Annotated in this window: 16 protein-coding genes; 4 read left to right on the top strand and 12 right to left on the bottom strand. The window is 69.4% G+C overall.

The genetic code is table 11. The features are described 5' to 3' along the window. A complete protein-coding gene (locus tag AB0K00_RS54785; protein WP_363539118.1) occupies positions 1-3099 on the top strand; it encodes an ExeM/NucH family extracellular endonuclease in 3099 nt (1032 codons plus the stop codon). Between the two features lie 116 nt (positions 3100-3215). After that, positions 3216-4145, top strand: coding sequence for a Mur ligase family protein (locus AB0K00_RS54780; protein ID WP_363539116.1), 930 nt, complete (start codon positions 3216-3218; stop codon positions 4143-4145). Here AB0K00_RS54780 and AB0K00_RS54775 read toward each other — a convergent pair whose 3' ends face one another. After that, on the bottom strand, positions 4146-5129 hold the full coding sequence (locus tag AB0K00_RS54775) for a serine hydrolase domain-containing protein (RefSeq protein ID WP_363539114.1): 984 nt from the start codon (positions 5127-5129) through the stop codon (positions 4146-4148). Between the two features lie 105 nt (positions 5130-5234). Between AB0K00_RS54775 and AB0K00_RS54770 the strand changes: the two genes are divergently transcribed. After that, positions 5235-6158, top strand: coding sequence for a hypothetical protein (locus tag AB0K00_RS54770; RefSeq protein WP_363539112.1), 924 nt, complete (start codon positions 5235-5237; stop codon positions 6156-6158). Between the two features lie 43 nt (positions 6159-6201). Here AB0K00_RS54770 and AB0K00_RS54765 read toward each other — a convergent pair whose 3' ends face one another. From AB0K00_RS54765 to AB0K00_RS54735, 7 genes are all read right to left on the bottom strand, one after another. Beyond that, on the bottom strand, positions 6202-8442 hold the full coding sequence (locus tag AB0K00_RS54765) for a toll/interleukin-1 receptor domain-containing protein (protein WP_363539110.1): 2241 nt from the start codon (positions 8440-8442) through the stop codon (positions 6202-6204). Continuing rightward, the gene (locus tag AB0K00_RS54760) at positions 8402-8923 is read right to left on the bottom strand and encodes a hypothetical protein (protein WP_363539108.1); all 522 of its coding nucleotides are present in this window, start codon (positions 8921-8923) and stop codon (positions 8402-8404) included. Before AB0K00_RS54760 ends, AB0K00_RS54765 begins: the two co-directional genes overlap by 41 nt. Before the next feature lie 123 nt (positions 8924-9046). Then, positions 9047-12286, bottom strand: a complete 3240-nt coding sequence (locus AB0K00_RS54755) for a BTAD domain-containing putative transcriptional regulator (RefSeq protein ID WP_363539106.1) — start codon at positions 12284-12286, stop codon at positions 9047-9049. A gap of 33 nt (positions 12287-12319) precedes the next feature. Then, positions 12320-12787, bottom strand: a complete 468-nt coding sequence (locus tag AB0K00_RS54750; RefSeq protein WP_363539104.1) for a hypothetical protein — start codon at positions 12785-12787, stop codon at positions 12320-12322. 51 nt (positions 12788-12838) lie between these two features. After that, entirely contained in the window at positions 12839-13249 is a 411-nt protein-coding gene (locus AB0K00_RS54745; protein WP_363539102.1) for a winged helix-turn-helix domain-containing protein, read from the bottom strand. Between the two features lie 187 nt (positions 13250-13436). Beyond that, positions 13437-14579: a PQQ-binding-like beta-propeller repeat protein gene (locus AB0K00_RS54740; RefSeq protein WP_363539100.1), complete on the bottom strand. Its 1143-nt coding sequence runs from the start codon at positions 14577-14579 to the stop codon at positions 13437-13439. Between the two features lie 728 nt (positions 14580-15307). Further along, on the bottom strand, positions 15308-16072 hold the full coding sequence (locus AB0K00_RS54735) for a CHAT domain-containing protein (RefSeq protein ID WP_363539098.1): 765 nt from the start codon (positions 16070-16072) through the stop codon (positions 15308-15310). Between the two features lie 88 nt (positions 16073-16160). On the opposite strand from AB0K00_RS54735, the gene AB0K00_RS54730 reads away from it, so the two are divergent. Beyond that, complete coding sequence (locus tag AB0K00_RS54730) at positions 16161-16460, top strand: hypothetical protein (protein WP_363539096.1); 300 nt, start codon at positions 16161-16163, stop codon at positions 16458-16460. A gap of 523 nt (positions 16461-16983) precedes the next feature. Here the strand turns inward: AB0K00_RS54730 and AB0K00_RS54725 are convergent. From AB0K00_RS54725 to AB0K00_RS54710, 4 genes are all read right to left on the bottom strand, one after another. Next, entirely contained in the window at positions 16984-17259 is a 276-nt protein-coding gene (locus AB0K00_RS54725) for a hypothetical protein (protein ID WP_363539094.1), read from the bottom strand. Between the two features lie 190 nt (positions 17260-17449). Beyond that, positions 17450-19447, bottom strand: coding sequence for a recombinase family protein (locus AB0K00_RS54720; RefSeq protein WP_363539092.1), 1998 nt, complete (start codon positions 19445-19447; stop codon positions 17450-17452). Then, positions 19444-19941, bottom strand: coding sequence for a hypothetical protein (locus tag AB0K00_RS54715; RefSeq protein WP_363539090.1), 498 nt, complete (start codon positions 19939-19941; stop codon positions 19444-19446). The genes AB0K00_RS54720 and AB0K00_RS54715 overlap by 4 nt, the downstream gene beginning before the upstream one ends. Next, positions 19938-20360 (bottom strand): hypothetical protein, encoded by a 423-nt coding sequence (locus AB0K00_RS54710; protein ID WP_363539088.1) that lies wholly within the window; start codon positions 20358-20360, stop codon positions 19938-19940. Before AB0K00_RS54710 ends, AB0K00_RS54715 begins: the two co-directional genes overlap by 4 nt. Between the last annotated feature and the right edge of the window lie 119 nt (positions 20361-20479).

Raw genomic sequence — 20479 nt, 5'->3', positions numbered from 1 at the left:
ATGTCCCGTGCGCTCATCCAACGCGCAATTGTTGCCATATCCCTGTCCACAGCCGGGCTGGCCTGGCCATTATTCGCCGACCCGGCGGCCGCCAACCCGGCCGGCACGGGCCTGGTCATCAGCGAGGTCTACGTCAACGGTGGCTCGTCCGGGGCCAGCTATTTCAACAAGTTCGTCGAGCTGTACAACCCGACGGGCAGCGCCGTCGACCTGAGCGGTGACACGCTGCAGTACCGCGCGCCGACCAGCACCGTCGTGCCGAGCGGTTCGCAGGTGTTCACGCTGACCGGGACCGTCGCCGCGCACGGACACTTCCTGATCATGCTGCCGGGCAACAACGCGAGCACCAACCCCGGCGCGCCGCTGCCCACGCCGGACCTGAGCACCGGCAACAGCGTCAACCCCGGCGCCGGTGGCGGGACGCTCTACATCGCGGCCAGCGCCACCGGCGTGCTGCCCACCGACGCCTCCGTCATCGACCGGATCGGCTGGGGTACCAGCAACGCCCCCGAGGGCACCGCCGCCACCGGCAACTCGCTGGTGCTGAGCTACCAGCGCGACGCGGCCGGCGCGGACACCGACGTCAACGGCACCGACTTCCACACCGCCACCCCGGTGCCGCAGAACGCCGCGTCCGACGGTGGCACCACCACGGTCACGGTGACGAACCCGGGCACCCAGAACGCGACGACGGGCACGGCGATCGCGCCGCTGACCCTCGCCGCGTCGGGCGGCGCCGCGCCGTACACCTGGACGGCGAGCGGACTGCCCGCCGGCCTGGCGATCTCGACGGACGGCGTTGTCTCCGGCACGCCGACCGCGAGCGGCACGTCGTCGGTGACGGTCACCGCGACCGAGTCGGGCGGCGCGAGCGGCTCGGCGACGTTCACCTTCACGGTCACGTCGGCGACCACGGTCGTGCCGATCGCCGAGATCCAGGGTACGAACACCGACACGTCCCCGCTGGTCGGCCAGAGCGTGACGACCGAGGGTGTCGTGACCGCCGTGTACGCCACGGGCGGATTCAACGGCTTCTTCCTGGAGACGGGCGGCGCCGGCGGTACCGAGGCGGATGACGACACCCCCGGTGCCTCCGACGCGATCTTCGTCTTCGGCTCGGTCGCCGCCGGTCAGGTCGCCGTCGGTGACAGCGTCCGGGTCACCGGCAACGTGGTCGAGTTCCAGGGCACGACCGAGCTCAGCGCCCCGGCAGTCACGAAGCTCACCAGCCCGCTGCCGGCCGTGGTGCCCGGCTCGATCCCGTGGTCCTCGCTGACGACGGACGCGCAGAAGGAGGCCCACGAGGGCGAGCTCGTCACGCCGCAGGGCACGTTCACCGTCGCGGACAACTACGACGCGAACTGGTACGGCTCCTTCACCCTCGCCGCCGGTGACACGCCGCTGCGCCAGCCCACCGACGCCGGCCGGCCCGGCAGCGCCGCGGCCCTCGCGGCGGTGGCCGACACCGCGGCCCGGATGGTGACCCTGGACGACGGTGCGAGCGTCAACTACAGCGCCGCCGCGAACACCGGCACGCCGCTGCCGTGGTTCTCGGCGACGAACGCCGTCAGCATCGGCTCGAAGGTCTCCTTCCACCAGCCGGTGATCCTCGAGTACCGGTTCTCGCTGTGGAACTTCCAGCCGACCCGGCAGGTCACCGACAACGGTGCCGCGGTCGCGACCTTCAGCGACACCCGCACCGGCAACCAGCAGCCCGCCAACGTCGGTGGCACGGTCCGCCTGGCCACGTTCAACGTCCAGAACTACTTCCCGATGACCGGACAGAAGTACGTCGAGCAGGGCCTCGGCACCTGCACGTACTACAACGACCGGGCCGGCAACCACATCGCCGTCAACCGGTGCAGCGGTCCCGGCGACAGCGCCGGCCCCCGTGGCGCCGCCGACGACGCCAGCCTCCAGCGGCAGACGGCGAAGATCGTGACCGGCATCAACCGGCTCGGCGCCAGCATCGTGTCGCTGGAAGAGGTCGAGAACTCGGCGAAGTTCGGCCAGCCCCGCGACACCGCGCTCGCCACCCTCGTCGACGCGCTCAACGCGGCGGCCGGCGCTCCGGTCTGGGCGTACGTGCCTTCCCCGGCCGTCCTCCCGGCGATCGCCGACGAGGACGTGATCCGCAGCGCGTTCATCTACAAGCCCGCGGACGTCGCGCTCGTCGGCCCCTCGACGATCCTCACCACGTCCTCGGGCCCCGGCCAGCCGTTCTCGATCGCCCGCGAGCCCCTCGCGCAGGGCTTCAAGAAGGTCGGCGCCCTGGACAGCGACGCGTTCCTGGTCGTCACGAACCACTGGAAGTCGAAGGGCAGCGGCACCCCGCTGTACCCCGGCGACGCCGAGGACACGTCTTCACCGGCCGTGAACCAGGGTTCGTTCAACGCCACCCGGGTCCGCGAGGCGCAGGACACCACCGCCTTCGCCGCCGCTGTCGCCGCGTCTCTCGGCACCGACCGGATCTTCATCGTCGGCGACCTCAACTCCTACACCCACGAGGACCCGCTGCAGGTCCTGTACGACGCCGGCTACACCGACCTCGGCGCCGCGTTCGACCCGTCCGAGTCGACGTACTCGTTCAACGGCCTGCAGGGCTCCCTCGACCACGTGCTGGCCAACCCGGCCGCCCGCGCGCTGGTCACCGGTGCGGACGTGTGGCAGATCAACGCCCAGGAGGCGATCGCCTACTCGTACAGCCGGTACAACTACAACGCCACGCTGCTGTTCAACGGCAGCGACCCGTTCACCGCCTCCGACCACGACCCGGTCGTCGTCGGGCTGAACCCGCCGGTGACGCCGGCCTTCCCGGCGTGGAGCGCCTCGAAGGTCTACAACAACGGCGACAAGGTCACCTACCAGGGTTCCACCTGGCGGGCGCTGTGGTGGACGCAGAACCAGACGCCGGGCGACCCGTACGGCCCGTGGGAGCAGATCGCCACGGCACCTGACGGCACCGCGATCTGGACCGCGTCGCGCGTCTTCACCACCGGCGCCGTCGTTCTGTACCAGGGCAAGAAGTACGAGGCCAAGTGGTGGACCCGCAACCAGCCCCCCGGCGACCCGTGGGGCCCGTGGAAGCTCCTGCCCTGACCGCACCGTGACACCGTGACACCGTGACACCGTGACACCGTGACACCGGGCCGCCCTCGATCTCCTTGATCCGGGGGCGGCCCGCCGGCGCTCAGCGCTCCGTTGAGGAGGGGTTCATGCGCCTGCAGGATCTGCGTGGCAAGCGGGTCGCCGTGTGGGGGACCGGACGCGAGGCCATCACCGCCGTGACAGCGATCGCGCCGTACGCACCCGCCGCCATGATCGCGGTTCAGGACAAGGCGACATTCCTCGCCACGGACTGGTCCGGTGACCTCGCACAGCTCGCCCCGCTGCACAGCGGGGAAGACGCGCACCGGGAACTGGCCTCCGTCGACGTGATCGTGCGTTCGCCGATCATCGGCCAGACGCATCCGTGGATCATGGAGCACCGGGCCCGCGGCGGTCTCGTCACCGGCGGCACCGCGCTCTGGATGGCCGGCAACGCGTCGCGGACCATCGGTGTGACCGGAAGCAAGGGCAAGAGCACCACCACGACCCTGATCCATCACCTGCTCCAGACGGTCGGCGTGCCGAACACGCTCGGCGGCAACATCGGCATCGCCGCGCTCGCACTGCCGCCGGCCGAGCTGTACGTGCTGGAGCTGAGCGTCTACCAGTGCGCCGACCTGACCGACTCGCCCCGGGTCGTCGCGCTGACCTCGCTCTTCCCGGAGCACCTCGACTGGGCCGGCAGCGAGCGCCGCTACTACCGCGACAAGCTCAACGTGGCGATGCACCACCCCGAGGTCGTCGTCTACAACGGGCAGGACGCCCGGCTGGCGGCCGAACTGCGCACACCGGACGCCGACCTGCCGCTGGTCGCGGCCAACCAACCCGGCTCCTTCCACGTCGCCGATCACCCCGACGGCCTTCGCCGGGTGTACCTCGACGCCGAGCCGCTGTTCCCGCGCTCACTGTTCAAGCTCATCGGGCGGCACAACGAGGCCAACCTCTGCGTCGCGCTCGCCGCCGTCCAGAGCGCGGGCGTCGACTGCGTGACGCACCGCGCCCAGCTCCGCGAGGCGCTCGCCACGTATGCGGCCTGATCAGTGTTGGCGGGTCTCGTCGGCGATGGCCGCGAACAGGCGGTGGGTCCAGGCCCGGAACGGGCCCAGGTCGCCGTCCCGGACAGGATGGACCCGGTTGCTGAGCAGGACCACGCCGTAGCCGCGGTCCGGTTCGAACCACACGCGGTTGCCGACGAAGCCGGTCGCCCCGTAGCTGTGTGGCCCGGCCGACGGACCGGCCACGTCCCGCGTCGGGTTGAGCCACCAGCCGAGGCCGAAGCGTTCGCCGTGGCTGTTGCCCGCCCATTGCTGCCGTGCCTGCTCGTGCAGGGCGGGGCTGACCACCTCGTCCGCCAGCCAGGCCCGGGCCGCGGCGGTCACGAGATCGAGCGTGCCGAAGGCGCCGGCGTGGCCGGACTGCCCGCCCATCGCCCAGGCGTTCTCGTCGTGGACCTCACCACTGATCAGCCGCCCCCGCCAGCGGCACTGTTCGGTGGCGACCGCGGGGCCGGGCAGCGGTGCGTACCGCAGACCCGGTGACGGTATGGGAACCTCGAGCTCGCGGACCAGCTCGCCGAGGAGCAGGTATCCCAGATCGCTGTAGGCGGCCGCGCCACCGGGCGGACGGTCCAGCGGGGTCGCGAGCGCGGCATCGACGATCGCGTCGCGGCCCTGTGCGAACCGGAAGAACTCCACGATCGGCCGGACCCCGCCGTTGTGCGCCAGCAACTGGCGGACGCTGGCGGCCCCCACGGGCGAACCGGCGGCCCGGTCCCACTGCTCGCCCAGGGGACGGTCGAGGTCGAGCCGCCCCGCGTCGCACAGCGACAGCACCCGCGGCAGGGTGACCAGCACCTTGGTCAGGCTGGCCAGATCCCACCAATCGTCGGCCGTCACGGCACGCCCGGTGATGAGGTCGGCGATCCCGCGCACGTGCCGGAACAGCATCCCGGAGCGATCGAAGACACTCAGACCGGCGGCGGGCACGGGCGCCTGCTCCATCAGCGCCGCCGTCCTGTCCACCCGCAAAATCTACCGCCATGGATCCGCGTACGTGAGCGCTGACCGACGGGTCCGTCCGTCAGCGATGTCGGGGGAGCCGGGGCTGCGGCGGAGGTGGGACCACTGATGGCCGAATCGTTCGCCGCCGTGCCACTGCCCACCATGGGTCCCGGGGGTGACCGCGCCGCCCTGGTCGACGGCATGGTCAGGTGGCTCACCTCCCCGGCCATGACCGCCCTGCTGGACGCCTTCGGTCTCCCGCCCCTTCCGAAGGCGTCACCGGCCGACAGACTCGCCGCGATCGACCAGTACGCCGAGCGGTGGGACTACCGCAAGGGCACCGAGCGGGATCAGCTTGAGCATGAGATCGTCCCGCCCGCGCTCGACGCCCTGATCCGCGCGACGACCACGGCGCTCGGCCTGGCCGGGCGGCAGACGCCGTCCTCCGCGGCATATGACCACGTCCTGGTCCTCGGCGGTGGCGTACGCACAATGATGGCCCGGGCGTCCCTGGCCTCCGACGTCATCCGATCCGGCGTCCTGACCTCCACGGTGGCGGGCCTGGGCACCATGCGGGCCCTCAGAGGACAAGGGGAGGAGATCACCCGGAGTCTCGGCCTGCGCCCCTGCCCGACGGAGGCGGACGCGATCCACGAGGTGCTGCGCGCCACGCTCCACCTGGATGGTCCATGGACCAGTCGGGCCGGGCCGGACTGGTGGGTGCGCAGCTATTCGGATGCCCTACCGCCGGTGCACGTGCTTGCCGCCCCCTCCACCCGTCCGGGTTTTCGCGCGACCACGGCGGACACGTTCACCGGCTGGGCACAACTGGTCGCCCCCAACCCGGGAGGTACGCGGCTGCTGCTGGTGACGACCGACATGTTCGTACCGTTCCAGCACTGCGACGCAGTGAGGGTGCTTGGCCTGGGATTCGGCTGCACCGTAGACACCGTCGGCTGCTCCACCGCGTCGGCTCGCACCTTCGAGGTGCTGCAGGAACTGCGCTCCGCCATCCGTTCGATGCGGGCGCTCTACCTCACCCTGCCCTGACCGCCACGCACATCAGCGATCTGGTGGCGGCGCGCTGCGTCGGTCAGTGCGGGGCGTCCGGGCGTTGGCCGGTGACGCCCCAGACCAGCTTCTGCAGCGCCTCCGTGTCGTCGGTGCTGCGGAACCGGACATGATGCAGCTCGCGGAGGAACACGAGCTCCTCCGGCACCTCGGCCACGCCCGGGAGCAGGATCGGGATTACCGGTACCCGGTGCGTGACGCACCGGTCCACGAACGTGCGGATCTCCAGTTGCTGCCAGCGGCCCACGCCCGCCGGGCCGATCACGATGCCGGCCGAGCGGACCGTGCGGACGGCGGACTGGATCGCGTCGTAGAACCACTCGCCCGGGCGGATCTGGTCCACGTCGATCCACGGGTAGATCCCTTGCCGGCGCAGGCCGTCGGCGATTTCCAGGGCCTCCGGCTGGTCCGTCGAGTTGTGCGCCAGGAAGATGTCGAACGCGCTCCGGCTGATCTTGTCGCGGAGCTGCTCGGCGTGCAGTTCGGTCTCGCGGGCCGGCTCGGACCCGAGGCCCAGGCGGACCAGGATCGCCGCGGCAGGGTCGGCGGCGGCGTCGAGCGGGCCCTCGTCCAGGGCCGCGAGCAGCTTGACCTGCTCGGCCGGTGACATGCGCGGGAGCACCGCGACGGCGCTCGGGGTGGGGGTCCCGCCGCCGCTGTCGGTGAGCAGTTCGCGGAGGCGCTTCGGTTTGACGGCCTTGGTGAGACCGGTCAGGAGCGCGCCGTCCGGCGTCTGTGCCTTCGCGGTGGCGACGAGCACGGGCCAGGTCGCGTCGGTCTCGGCCTTCGCCTGGACCGCGGAGGAGATCTCATTGCGCAGCACGTCGAGCGCGGGGCGTGCCGGCGGACGCCAGGTGCCGGCGGCGTCGGTCAGGCTCGCCTGTACCTGAACGGCCCGCACCTGTGGGTCGCGCCGATGCGGATACGAGATGCGCGCGATCGCGTCCTGGTATTCGTTCAACACCGCACCGAGTTTGGTGAGCTCCTCCACCGCGGTCGCCTGGGCGGCTTTCGAGCGCAGCGGTGGTTGCCTGTCGACGAGGGCCTGCAGCCGGTCGGCCCGCACGCCTTCGAGGTACATGCCGAGGGCCGTCACCGCCGAGTGGCGGTCGCTGTCGGCGTGGGCCAGGCGCTGCGCGTCCTGGTTGATCGCTTCGGCGATCCGGTGGCCGTACGCGAGGATCTGGGCCGCCTGCTGAGCTGCTTCCTGCTCGCCGTCGCCGCGGCGGGCCTGCTCCACTTCGATGAGCGCGCCCAGCCGCGGCAGCGACGCGACGACCTCCTGCAGGTGCGCCGCGTCCGGCCACCGGCCGAAGGGCACGCACTCGCCGAGCAGCAGCGGATCCTGCCGGGCGATGAGCCAGGACGGCGCCGTGTCCTGCAGCCGGGACAGTGACTTCGCGACGTCGTCCTGGACGGTCGCCGTCGCCGACCGCCAGTCGGTGGACGTCGCCATGCCGCAGTACGCGGCGAGCTCCGCCAGCACCCGCTCGGCGCCGTCCGCCGGGTCACCGGTCAGCGGGAGCGCGCCGAGCGCGGCGAGAAACGCCGCGAGCTCCTCGCCGAGCCGGTCCTTGACGTCACCGGCGCCGGGCGGCCAGGCCAGCTCGGCGAGGCGGCGCCAGGTGGGCCGCCAGCGGAAGAACTGCTTGCGTCCGAACAGCGGCAGCGCCGAACTCTGCCACCATGCCAGCAGCTCATGCTCCGGTCCCTTCCCTCGCCTGAGCTCGCGGTAGGTCCTCCAGGCCGCGCTCGCGAGCGACCGCACCGCGGGGCCCACCGACGGCGGTGGTGACACGGTCAGCTGCTTGATGTGCCGGCTCAGCGCGTCGATGTCGGACTCCGCGGCGATGGCTGCGGCGCGAGCCGCCAGCTCCCCGGCGGCGGCGCGGCGCCCGTCGAGCCCCTTGAAGTACGCCTCGAACCGCCGCAGCTCGGTGCGGAGCGGGCCGTCGACGTCCGAATCCCAGGCCGCCATCCTCGACAGCTCGTCGACCGCCCCCGCCCGGTCCCGGCGGAGGTTGTCGACCAGGCGCGCCAGGTCCCGGAGCCGGTGCCAGGCCTGCGGCAGCTCGCGCAGCCACGCATTGATCTCGGTCAGCGAACGCTGCGCAGTGCTCGCGTGCCGCTCAATTCTCGCCTCGACCGAACTCCAATAGGCGAGAATGTCTCGGTTCTCTTCGTAGTAGTCGTCGATCCATGATCGGACGTGGCGGTAGACCTCATCGACCGTGCGACCTTCGAAGGAGAGCACCCCCGACATTCAGGTCACCGACGTCGGTGAACACGAGGATGCACGGCACGTGCCGGCCGATGCCGAGGCGCTGCGCGAAACGAAGTGCCTCGTGCGCGCCGGGCATCACCGTTTCCTTCCGGACCTCATAATCCAGCGTGCGTTCGATGTCGGCAATTGATGAGAGCGGGTCCAATGCCTGCGGCCGCAGCGCCGCCCAGTAGTCGTCCTCGAAGTTCACCCGGCGGCCGTCGTCGCGGCGGCCCAGGCGTCTGAGCACCGTGGTCAGGTAGTGTTGCCCCTCGCTGACCCGGCGGGTCCCGGGCCCCAGGTAGTCGTCATCGGACAGCCCTGAGAAGAACACGAAACGGACCCGGTCGGCCGTGCGTGCGCAGAGATCGACGCAGTGTCTGAGCAGGAATTCGCGGCTCGCCGGCGAGAAATCGGTAATGAGCAGAATGCTCCAGCTGAACCGATCGGTAAGACTTCTTTCGCGACCGTCAATGCGCATGACATATCGGTAAACCTGCTCCGATGTCGGGACGCTCATTCGGTTGAACGGCCGCGCAGTGAAGCCCATACGACACTGAAGCAAACGCTCAGCCGCCCGGTCAAGAGCGGCGAAGTCCACGCCTCAAGCGAGTAGATCGTCCATCAGCGCGCTGATGCGGCCGTAGACGACGGCCCCCGTCAGCCCGGCGGCTTCGGCGAGCAACGGCTCGCGGTGCTCCCGGTCACCCAGGACTGCCGCGAGCCGTTCGCCGCGTCCCTGCGGGAGGAACCGGCTGACGTTCGCGCCGATTCGCGTCCCCATCACCCACAGCTCGCGCGCGGTCGCGGCGTCGCCCCGGAAGGCGGCCAGCTCGGCGCCGCCCATCGCCCACGCCCCGAGCAGCGGGCGGTCGTGGGCGGCAAGCACGTCGGAGCGGGACTGCCGCAGCGCGTCGGTGGCCCGCGCGTCGGCGCGGGCGGCCGTCCTGGCCGCCGGCCGGGCCTCGGCGATCCACAGGTGGATGACGGCGGCCGCGACCCGGAACACGGTCCGCGGCTGCGCCGCGCCGGGAGGGCCGCCGTCCGCGATCGCCCGCAACAGCGCGTCGGCATGGGCCAGCGCCTCGTCGTGCCGGCCGCGTCGCCAGGCGAGCTGGGCCAGACCGAGATTGGCCTGGCAGGCGACCATCTCGTCGGGCTCGTCCGAGCCGGCGAACTCCAGTACCCGGCGCTCCGCCTCGACGTCGCCGGCAAGGGCCAGCTGCGTGTCGAGCAGCACCCGGGTCGAACGGGCGTCCTGGGCCGCGCCGACCAGCTCCAGGTGCCGTTCGCTGCGGCGCAGCCACTCGTCGGTGCGCGGGTCGGGGGGAGCGTTGGTCAGGTGCACGGCGGCCTGGGCGGCCATCCCCATCCCCCAGTGGTCGCCGGCCACCTCGAACCGGCGGTAGGCCAGCTCGGCGTCGCCGCTCGCGTCTCGCCGGTCGCCGGCGTTCTCGATCAGGACGGCCCGGATGAGATGGCCCATGCCCTGGACGTACGGGTCAGGGTGTGCGATGAGGGTCGCGGCGTCGGCCAGGCTCTTGTCGGGGTCCGCCTGCTCCAGCCCGGGCAGCGCCGCCGCCAGCGCGGTGACCCGGGCCGACACGTCGCCGGGCCGCTGCGCGAACAGGGTGCGCAGGGCGCGGCGGGCCAGCGCGTTGAGCCGCATCGGGCCGGTGTTCCCCGCATTGACGCCGATCAGCATGCACAGCCACGCGAGCCGGTCGGCGTGCGGCAGGGGACGGCCACTGGCCCGGCCGCGCAGGATCGCCGACCGGCGCCGCGCGGCGGGGTCGTCCACGTGCAGCAGCGTGCAGGCCCAGGCGCTGGCCTCGACGTGCTGGCCGCGCACCGTCCACAACTGGAACAGGGCGGCGGCGACGTCGACCACGGCCGGTTCGTCGTCGTGGTCCTGCGCCCAGTGCAGGGCGGCGACCAGGTTGTCGTGGTCGGCCGCGCAGCCCCGCAACGCCTCGAGCTGGCCCGGCCCGATGAACTCGGCGCCCAGCGTCACCGCCTGCCGCACGGCCCATCCGACCAGCCCTGCCATGGCGGCCGCCCGCCCGCCGGCCGCGTCGAGCCTGGCTTCGCCGTATTCGCGGACCGTCTCCAGCATCCGGTACCGCGGGACGCCGTCGCCTTCCTCCAGCCGCAGCAGTGACTGCTCGACCAGGATGGCCAGGCTTCGCCGTACCCCACCGGCTGCGGCAATGGCAAGATCCGTGGTGAACGGGGCCGGGATGACGGCCAGCCGCTCCAGCAGGTCCTGTTCGGCGGGCTCGAGCAACTCGCGGCTCCAGTCCACCATCGCCCACAGGCTGGCGTGCCGTTCGGGCAGCCCGCGCAGCGCGTCGTCGAGCAGCGCGAACCGGTCGCCGAGCCCGGCGAGGACGTCGTCGAGCGGCATGTGCCGCAGCCTGGCGGCGGCCAGCTCGAGGGCCAGCGGCAGGTTGTCGAGCCGGTGACAGAGCGCCAGCGCCCGGTCCCGCCGCCAGGCCGGCGTCGACCCGCCGGCCCGTACGCGGGCGTCGAGCAGGGCGAGCGCCTCGTCGTCGGGCAGCGCGGGCAGCCGGTGCACGACCTCTCCGACCAGCCCCAACGGCGCCCGGCTGGTGGCCAGCACACTGACCTCCGGCGACGCCACGGCCAGCAGGTCCGCCACGACGGTCGCGGCGGCGTCGAGGACGTGTTCACAGTTGTCGAGGACGAGGAGCCCGTCGAGGTCGGTACCGATGGCCTGAAGCCGTTCCTCGGGGCTGAGCCCGCGGCGGTCCGGCACTGGGCCGGCGGTGCTCGTGCCGGTGCTCGCGCGGGTGCTCGCGCTGGTGCTCGTGCCGGGGCTCGCGCCGGTGCTCGTGCCGGTCTTCGTGCCGGTGTTTGTGTTGGTCAGGACGGCGAGCACGGCGGGCAGGACCTCGCCCGGGGCGCGCAGGCCGGCCAGCTCGACGACGCGGACCGGCCGGGAGCCGCTGACGGAGCGGGCGATCTCGGCGGCCAGCCGGGTCTTGCCTGCCCCGCCGGTCGCGACGACGGTCACCAACGGCGCCTCGAGCAGCGCCTTGCCGACAGCGGCAAGATCCGTGTCGCGACCCACCAGCGGGGTGGCCGCCCGGCGCCAGGCAGCGGGAAGATTGCCGGTGCTCATGGGGCGTGCGGCCACCAGCTGCCCGCGCAACAGGGCGAGATGCGCCTCGGCGAGCACCGGCGACGGGTCGGCGCCGTACCGATCGGCAAGCTCGACACGCACCTGCTCGACCAGCTCGAGGGCCTCGGCGTCGCGGCCCTGCGCCGCGAGCACCCGCACGAGCAGCGCGGCGGCCGGCTCGTCGGGCGGGACCCGGGTCACCAGCCGGCGCAGATCCACCTCGTCGACCTGGCCGCCGGCGTCCGTCTTCAGGGTGGCTTCCGTGCGCAGGGTTACCACGTCACTGAAGAGCCGGGCGCTGCCTGTCTCGGCCAGGTCCGGGACCTCCGGGAACAGCGCCCGCGCCTCGTCGGCACAGTTCCGCGCGCTTCTGGCGTCGCCCTTGACCATCGCCTGCCGGCCGCGGTCGACCAGCACGCGGACGGTGACGGCGTCGATCTGCACCTCGTCGGCCGGGATCCGGTACCCACCGGGCGCGGCGAGCACCGGCACACCGAGCCGGCGCACCCGGCCGACCAGCGCCTGCACCGCGCCCACGGCGTCATCGGGGGGCGCGCCCTGCCAGACCGCGTCGACCAGTGCGCCGGTGGAGACCGCACGTCCCCGAGCGTCGAGGAGCTCACGGATCACCGCACCCAGCCGGTCGCCTCGCACCGGGCGGCCGTCCACCGCCAGGGGACCGAGCGTCGTGATCCGCACGCCCTCATCATCGCTCACCCGGCCGTGCCCGTTTTAGGACGGCTGTTGCGCTCCGGTGAAGACGTCGATCAGGTTCTGTGCCGCATTGTGGCCAAGCAGCATGCTGTTGAAGGCGGCACCATCGGCCGCGGCGGCGGCGCTGCGGGGGAACATCGCCTGCTCGTACTCGGTGAGCGCGGCCTCGACGGAACGAAGACCTGATGCGCACCGCAGTTTCATGTCGCCGGACGGTGTGCGCAGCGCGGCGATCGCGGCGAGCCGCAACGCGCCCGGCCCGCGGCAGATCAGTGCGCCCGATCTTGGCCCAGACGTCGCCGGAAGGGCGCGTAGGTTCGGCGCATGTGGGACGAGATCGTGTTGCGGCTCGATGGTTGCGTCGGGTGTGTCATGTGATGGTGGATTGAGGAGGGGGACGGTGTGGTGCATGTTTATCGGCTCAATACCAGCGGTGACGTGTTCCTGGCTATGGATGCGACGCTGCTTGGTTCCTGGGTTGGGCATACCGATGACGTGTATGACGAGGTCTGCGAACTCGGCGATGCCGCGCCGCCGTTAGCCTCTTACCGACAGCCATCGCCTCGACCGCCACGCGGCGATCGCGTCGGGGTCCCGTTCGGTGGCCCGCTGGGCGGGTATCTGCGGGGCGAAACCCAGTCGCTGCAACAGATACGACGTCCCGCGCAGCGTGTATGTCACGTGGAACAGCCGCTCGATCAGTTCGGTGATCCGGGCCAGGGGCCAGCGCTGGTCCGGGCCGAACCCGTGCGCCGTGGGGCCTTCGTCGAGCGCGGCGGCCAACTGCTGTAGCTGTGCTTCGTCAAGCCGGCACGTCGATCCGCTGGTTCCCTTCGACGCCAGGGCTTCGCGACCTCCGGCGGACCAGCGGCGGCGCCACCGATAGACCGACCCGGCCGACACCCGCGGCCTGGCGGCGATCTCAGCGACCGGCACACCCTCGTCCAACAAACGTTGCTGCCTGCAGACGGACCGGCCTCACGCTTCGATCGGCCCGTGGCGGTTAAACCGCCACCATCGGGATACCTCAACCATCCGGCCTAACCGATCACTCGACGGATGTCACCCGACACGCCGCATCGACCCTGATCTTTTCAAGGTCTGTAAGCCGACAAATCACGTCGATCGGGAGCGGTCAGGGGTTCAAAATTTGCAGAACCTGTTTGCCGTCGTGGCCAACACCTGTGAGGCCGGTGCCCACCACGTGGGGGCAGTCGGAGCCGTTCTTGTAGGACAGTTGCTTGCCGTTGGTCGCGTCCAGAGTCGCTAACTGGTTGTTGGCGTTCATCAGGATTTGACTGGAGGTAAGGGCGCAGACAACAGCACCGACGATTTTCTGAGACCAAGCAACCTTGCCCGTCTTCACGTTCAGAGCCATGTATTCAACGTCGCCATGGTCGTTACCGGTTCGTTCTATGAGGGCGATGGAGGCGTTTACGGCCAGGATCGCATCGGTGTAATACGTCGGAGTTTTGATGCTCCACAGCAGATGAGCGGATGGCAGTTCATACGCGTTGATGACAAGGGGAATGCCGCTTGGGCCGTTCCCGACGACACTGATGATCTCATTGCCGTCCGGTGTCGACACCGTACTGTGACCCGCGCCGGTGGCGTCATCGTAGGCCAGCCCGGTCACAGCCAATTGGCCCGTACCACCGATAGAGACAGTACCCGCGTCGGCATTGCCAGTTTTAAATGTGCCGAGCGTCTTCCAGTCGCCTGGAATCGTCATGGTTGCCGTGTTTGGGTGACCGGCATAATAGGTATGGTCAGTCCCGACGACCACGTAGTTGCCGAGAGTGCCGAGTAGGTCGGCGCGTGGGTACAGGTGCCCATCACGTAGATCGATTGCCACGCTTGTGGTGGATCTCAGCAGGACAGCCCAGTTGCCGTCTTGTGTGATGGACACGTTTGCGAGGTTTCCGTCGTACGCTTGGCAGGCAAGACGGTCCGTGGACGACGGCACCGGGGTGACCGACCACGCCCGTGCGCCAGTCTTTGCGTCCCACGCAGTGAGTTGCAGCGAGTCGGTCGCTTGATTGATGCCGGCGGCAGGCACTGTCACTATGAACTCGGTGATGAGTAGCCGACGGCCATTGGTGACGACATCCGCTGCGCCGCACTCGCCTGTGTATGAGCCCTCCGGCAGTTTGGCCAGCGGCGAACCGTCCACGTCATACGCCTGCAATGTCGACAGGTCGTTGTCCGGGTCTTGCATCTCAATCAGGCTGTCGACGATGTCGAACCCGCGCCCCTGTACGTTGGCGATGACGTTCACCCGACCGGGTCCAGACAAGCTGGCCAGCGTGTCGCCTTGCGCGGGAGCCGCAACTGACGGCGGCGGCGTTGGCGTTTGCTGCGACGGGCGGGCGGCTGGTTCAGCGGCGTTGGTGCTGGCATTGGCCCCGACCGGGGGGTGGGGTTCCGGGGATCCGCTGCAGCCCGCGGTCATGATGACAGTCGTGAGGGCCGCAGCGTAAAGCAAACGACGGGGAAATGCGCTGAGCAGCGTTATTGTGATAGCAGCCCGGTGGCCGCCACTTCGCCCGATGCGGCGATTTTCCCTGGTCGATAACAAACGGGGCACCTTTTATCCATTCGAGAGTCGTGCCCGGCCGGGGGTGGGCGGGTGTCGGTCCGTAGTGCGGCCAGCTGATCAGATGGTGTGCGACGGTGCCAGCATGCCTAAACAGGTGTACGGAAATGCAAACTGCAACCGGTCGAGCGCGCTGCGCTGAATATCACCCGTGGCTGGCGGAAAGGCTGCGCTGTGCGATCAATTTTGTTGGCTCGACCGGCCCGACGTTGCAGCGGGCTACGGCGACATCGAGTCGGCCGAACAGTTGATCCGGCCAGCTGAAAATGGCGCATAAACGTCGTCCGCAACCCCCGAGAAGATACCCAGGTGAAGTGGATGCAGCGCTCGACGCGGAGTTCTTCCATTTCCTCTTCCCTGCCGGCTCATCCAGGCGCTTACCGAAGTCGAGCTACCACGATCTTCCAAGGTCAACCCGTGGTGCTAATCCGGAAGGTCAGATCCGCGCCGGGGCGCACGACCAGCTCGGGCACGTCGTGGTCGGCCAGCCCGTGCAGCATCAGGGCCGTCGTCGCCTGCTCGAAGGCCTGCGGCACGGTCCGGCGGAAGCCGAGCGCGGAGTAGAAGGCCGCAGCGAAAATGATGGCCGCCTGGTCGCCGACCCGCGCCCGCATGCCGACGATGTAGTCGATGTGCTGCCCGATCGCCCGCGCCTGGACAGCGGAGTAGCACGCGTTGAGCACGACGATCCGGATCTTGTTCTTCATGATCCGGAAGAGCTCGGCCAGTGCTGCCGGACCGACCGGCTGATCACCGCCGTCGACGCCGGCCAGCATGATCTCGCCGGCCGGATCCCCGTGTCCGCTGAAGTGCACGATGTGCGGGTTGTGTTGGTTGAGGTACTGCAGAAGGTCCGCTGGCCGCACCGCCAGGCGCGTGATGAGATCGAACGCGTCCCGGTCCTGCGTCAGCCGGATCTTCTCGGTGATCTCCCGGGCCTCCTCATCGATCGCCAGCCGTGTTGTGCTCGCCGGGTTGGCGGCCAGCATCAGCACCCGCACGCGCCCATCCACGGGCTCGGTCGCATCGGCGCCGGCTGGGGTCTGTCCTTGGGTGACGTTGATGGTGCCGCCCTGCGTCGTGTATGCATCACGGCCAGCGACAATGGTCTGCCGGCGGGCATCACGCGACTCTAGAGCGCGGCCGGTCATCCACCCCGGTCGGTTCACGTGCATGGTCGCCGCCTCCGTCGAATCGAGCGCTGTCCGTCAGAGGTCCTCTGACGGACAGCGGCGCGTCGAGACGTCGAGATAAGGAGTCACCATGAGCACGGAGAACGGCCCCGGCAACATACAGAACATCACCGCAGGCCGTGATGCCTACACCACGCAGAGCGGCACCATCAACGTCAACCACGGACAGACCGCGGCTAGGCGTGGGCTCGGCACCGACACGAAGTTCCTGCTGTTCACCCTGGTGGCGGACGTGGCCTGGTTTTTCATCGGCATGTTGTCCTACACCGGCCAGAACACCACCGGCGACACCTGGCGGGCCGTCATCTTCCTGTTCCTGCTAGCACTGACCGGTGCCGTGGTCCGGCGATGGATCCGTCGCCGGGTGTAGCTCGGCGGCCACCTCCCCCGATGTGCGCGAGGGCTTCATGACATTCCAAGATCGGTAACCTGCGAGCAAGCCGAACGAACTCTCGGGTCATGCGTGGCAATCACGACAATTACTCCGGCCTCCGCAAGAACCGACAGAGCTCCGACGACGGATTCTGCACTTTTCGGGTCCAGCTGCGCCGTGGGCTCGTCGACCATCAGCAGATGGGGGCGCGCAGCAATGGCACTGCGCCAGGATGAAGCCGTCGCTCTAAAGCTGAGGCATCTTGACCTGCCAGATCAAGGATGGGGAGAGATCACACTGGAAAGGGCCGAGCCACACGCGGGCAAAGACTGGACCGACAACGGCGAGAACCGCGACAGTCGTCAGCTCAAGCAGCGGGCGCGCGGCGAAGTGCGGACTGTCCCATCGCCACCCGAATTGACGGCACTGCTCCACTGGCACATGAGGGAGTTCGGTACTGCACCGAACGGCCGCCTGTTCACAGGGGAGCGAAACGAAGCAGAATTGCCAAAGCCGACCATTAATCGGGTCTGGCGGATTTCCCATGAAATGTGCCGAATTTCTTACGCGAGTTAATACTTCGGCCGGTTGCTGCACTGCCAACGATGACAATATCGCGCGCATCGACTTGAAACCCGTCGGCGAGAGCGTCTCTCCATCGCAGGTATTGGGCCTTCGAGTCAAACGCATATGGCAACCGCTCCAGAATTAGCCGGCCGACCAACACGCGTGGATGCTCCTCCTCGAGCACCACTTCCATGAACTCGCGGATATCGATCTTGGACCAGTCTGTCATGAGGGCCTGCTCTGGGCGTCGACAGGGCTGCTGAGGTGTACAGGGCTAGGACGATGTCGCGACCACAAACCGTATCTCAGTATGGCCTTGTGGGTGAGCAGCTGAGCGCGTGTTGATCCGCTGCATGTGCGGCAGGGTCGAGTGCTCGAGCGAAGTCCGACTTCGGCACGCACTGGGCACGGATGACCGATCAGGGCCGCTCAGAGCCGTCTACAGCCGTATATAACAGCGAAGCCCTGGGCAGCGTAATCGCTGGTCCAGGGCTTCGTTTGACTGGTAAACCGCTGTCTTGCGGATGGTGCCCCCGGCGGGGCATGTCACAGATCTGCAAATCAACGCTGCCCCCGCCGTCGTCGGCGGGGGCAGCGTCGTGTGTGGCGGTCACGGCGTCCGTTGGGCGGCGCTGGTGGGGGATGATGGTCCGTGTCAGCCGGGACAGGTTGGCCGCGTCGCGGTCGGTGATGGTGGCTTGGAAGCGGACTCGGTTGGTTAGGACGTCGTGGGTGATCTGTACGGCGAACGCGTCGAGGAAGGGCCTCAGGCGGTCGGTTGGTAGGAGTCCGAGGTCGATCTCCATTTCGGGGAGGTCGGTGAGGAGTTCGATGTTGTCAGCGGTGCCAGCAGGCATGGTGGCTTCGTAGTGGGCCAGCTCGGCGGTCTTGATGCTGAGGTCCTGGTCGAGTTGGGCGCGTCGTTCGCGGATGTCGTTGAACATGCTGCCGTCGGGGTCGTCGGCTTCCTCGAGGACGCGGAGGAGCCGGGTCCGGCGGTGGGTGATGTCGGTCAGGGCGTGCCGTAGTGAGGCGATCTTGCGGCGGTGTTCGTCGGCGGCGTGTTGGGCTGCGACGTCAACGCTGCGCACGGCGAGCTGTAGGCGGTCGGGGCCGAGGAGGTAGATATTGAAGAATTGGGTGGTGAATCCGAGCAGCGTCTCCTCGGTGACTGAGACGGTGCCGGGGTGCCCTTCCGGGATTTCCCGTTCCCGTGGCTGGCAGGAGTAGTAGGTGTACGGCGCGACGGTCCGGCCGAACATCCGCCGCTGGCACGGGCCGCACCACACGTAGGACCGTAGGGCGTAGACGCGCCGGGTCTGGCGGTGCCGGTTGGGTGTGGCGGGCTGCGCGTCGGCGCGGGATCGCTGGCGGGACGCGGCGATGCTCTGCGCGGCGACGTAGGCGTCGATCGGCACGATCGCCGGGTGGGTGGGTTCAGCCGAGACGATCCACTCCTCGCGGGGGTTGTTCTTTCCGGGGTGGAGTTTGTCCTTGGTGGACCGCCGGTTCCAGACCATGTGCCCGGTGTACTTCGGGTTGAACAGGATCTCCCGGACGGCGGAGCCGGTCCATCGGCCGACCGCGCGTTCGGGGTCTACCGGCTGCGGCGGCGGGTACCGGTCGAGGTCGGTGTTGAGCCGTTCGGCGATGGCCCGGTAGGACAGTTTCTCGTCGATGCGCCACGCGTAGATCTGCATGACGGCGAGGCCGCGGACCGGTTCGATCTCCAGTTTGGTCTTGTGCTTGCCCTGTGCCCGTTTGGCGGGCACGGGGTGTTTGTGTTTCTCGGCGACGTAGCCGTATGGCGGTTTGCCGACGTTCCAGCCCTGTCCGGTGTGGGTCTCGAACCCGTCCCAGGACTTCTCCAGCATTTCGATGATGTACCACTCGGCGACGCCTTGTTTGGTGCGGCGGAGCAGGACCTGGCTGGCGCGTTTGCGTTTGCGGCCGTTGGTCTGTCCGTCGAGGATGATCGGCTCGTCGGCGGCCAGCAGCGGGATGCCGGCGAGTTCGAGGTCGTGCTCGATTTTGGTGCCCTGGTGGGTGTAGCGGGCGATGCGGTCGATGGACTCGCAGATGACGACGTCGAAACGGCGGTCCGGTGCGGTGGCCTCGGCGATCAGGTCGTTGAGGCCGCCGTCGCGTTGGATGCCGATGTCGTACTTGCTCCATGCGGTGCTGGAACCGCGTTGCGCGAGTTCCTTGCGGGAGGACTCGACGTCGTAGAACCACGCGACGATGACCATCCCGGGTAGTAGTGCGCGCTCGCTGTTGGTCAACTGGCGGGGCAGGGACAGGGTGGGGTCCTGTTGCTCGTCGGTGGAGGTGCGGCCGAGGAACGCGACCCGGATGGTCCGTTGCGGGAGCGGGCCGCTGCTGGCGGGTCGCAGCCACTCGGGCAGGGTGGCGGTCATCGAACGTCTCCTTCCTGGCAGACGGTGACGAGCGCGTGCAGGTAGGCGACGCTTCGCAGGTGCTGTAGCGGCGGATGCCTCGGCACCTCGCGGTTGCCGTTGCTGAGGTCGGGGCGGACCAGGAGCTCGACGTCGCAGTGCACGAGGTGGCGCAGGATGTCGCTCACGCGTCCGGTGTCGCGGCCGAGCCGGTCGAGGTCGGCGACGATGACGAAGTCGAACCGGCGTGCGGCGCTGCCCGCCTCGTCGAGCAGGTCGGCGAGACCTCCGTCGCGAGGCACCGCCGCGTCATTGATCGTCAACTGCGTCGGCGGCGGCTCGTGGACTGCGGCACCGGTGGTGTCGAAGAACGCGGTGGCGAGGTAGTGGCCGGGGACCACGTGACGGCACTGCTGGTATTGCGCGGCGAGGTCGCGGGCGGGGTCGTTGCGGGCGAGGCCGTAGAACGCGACCCGGATCAGGGTCTCGGGTTGACGCGGGTCGGTGCGGGTCATGCCTGCCCTCCTGTCCGGGCGTCGGCGTCGTCGCGGGGCAGCGGGAGGACGTGGCAGGCGGCGCCGTTGCTGGCGAGCTGATTGGCGTCGGCGTGCCACCACTGGCGGGCTCGGTCTGGGCCGGTGAAGGGTCCGACGGCGAGCAGGCGTCGGCTGAGCGGGTGGATGGCCACGAGGACGGTGGGCGCGTTGAGGTCCGCGACGGTCGCGTCGCACGGTGGATGTACCGGTGCGGCAGCAATCGCGGGGGTCGCGTTGGCGTACCGGTAGGGGTGGGTCAGGGTGCCGGACGGCCGGTCGTAGGCGCCTGGCGGGCACAACGCGACGGTGACGTTGTGCGCGTCCCCCGGCGCTGCGGTGTCGGCGGCCGGTTGGACGGTCAGTCGTCCGGTGTCGTCGGCGGTGATGGTGACATGCATGGGAACCGTGGCCTCCGGGTGTCGGCCTCGCTCAAGACCTACTTCATCGGCGCCTGCGTCCTGCGTTTCGCCGACGTCTACCGGGCATGGCAGAAGGAGATGATCAGATGGGGTCTGTG

Source organism: Dactylosporangium sp. NPDC049525, from assembly GCF_040676755.1.
Classification (GTDB): Bacteria; Actinomycetota; Actinomycetes; order Mycobacteriales; family Micromonosporaceae; genus Dactylosporangium.
Note: the sequence above shows the minus strand (reverse complement) of the source record. Positions and strands in the feature narration are given on the sequence as shown.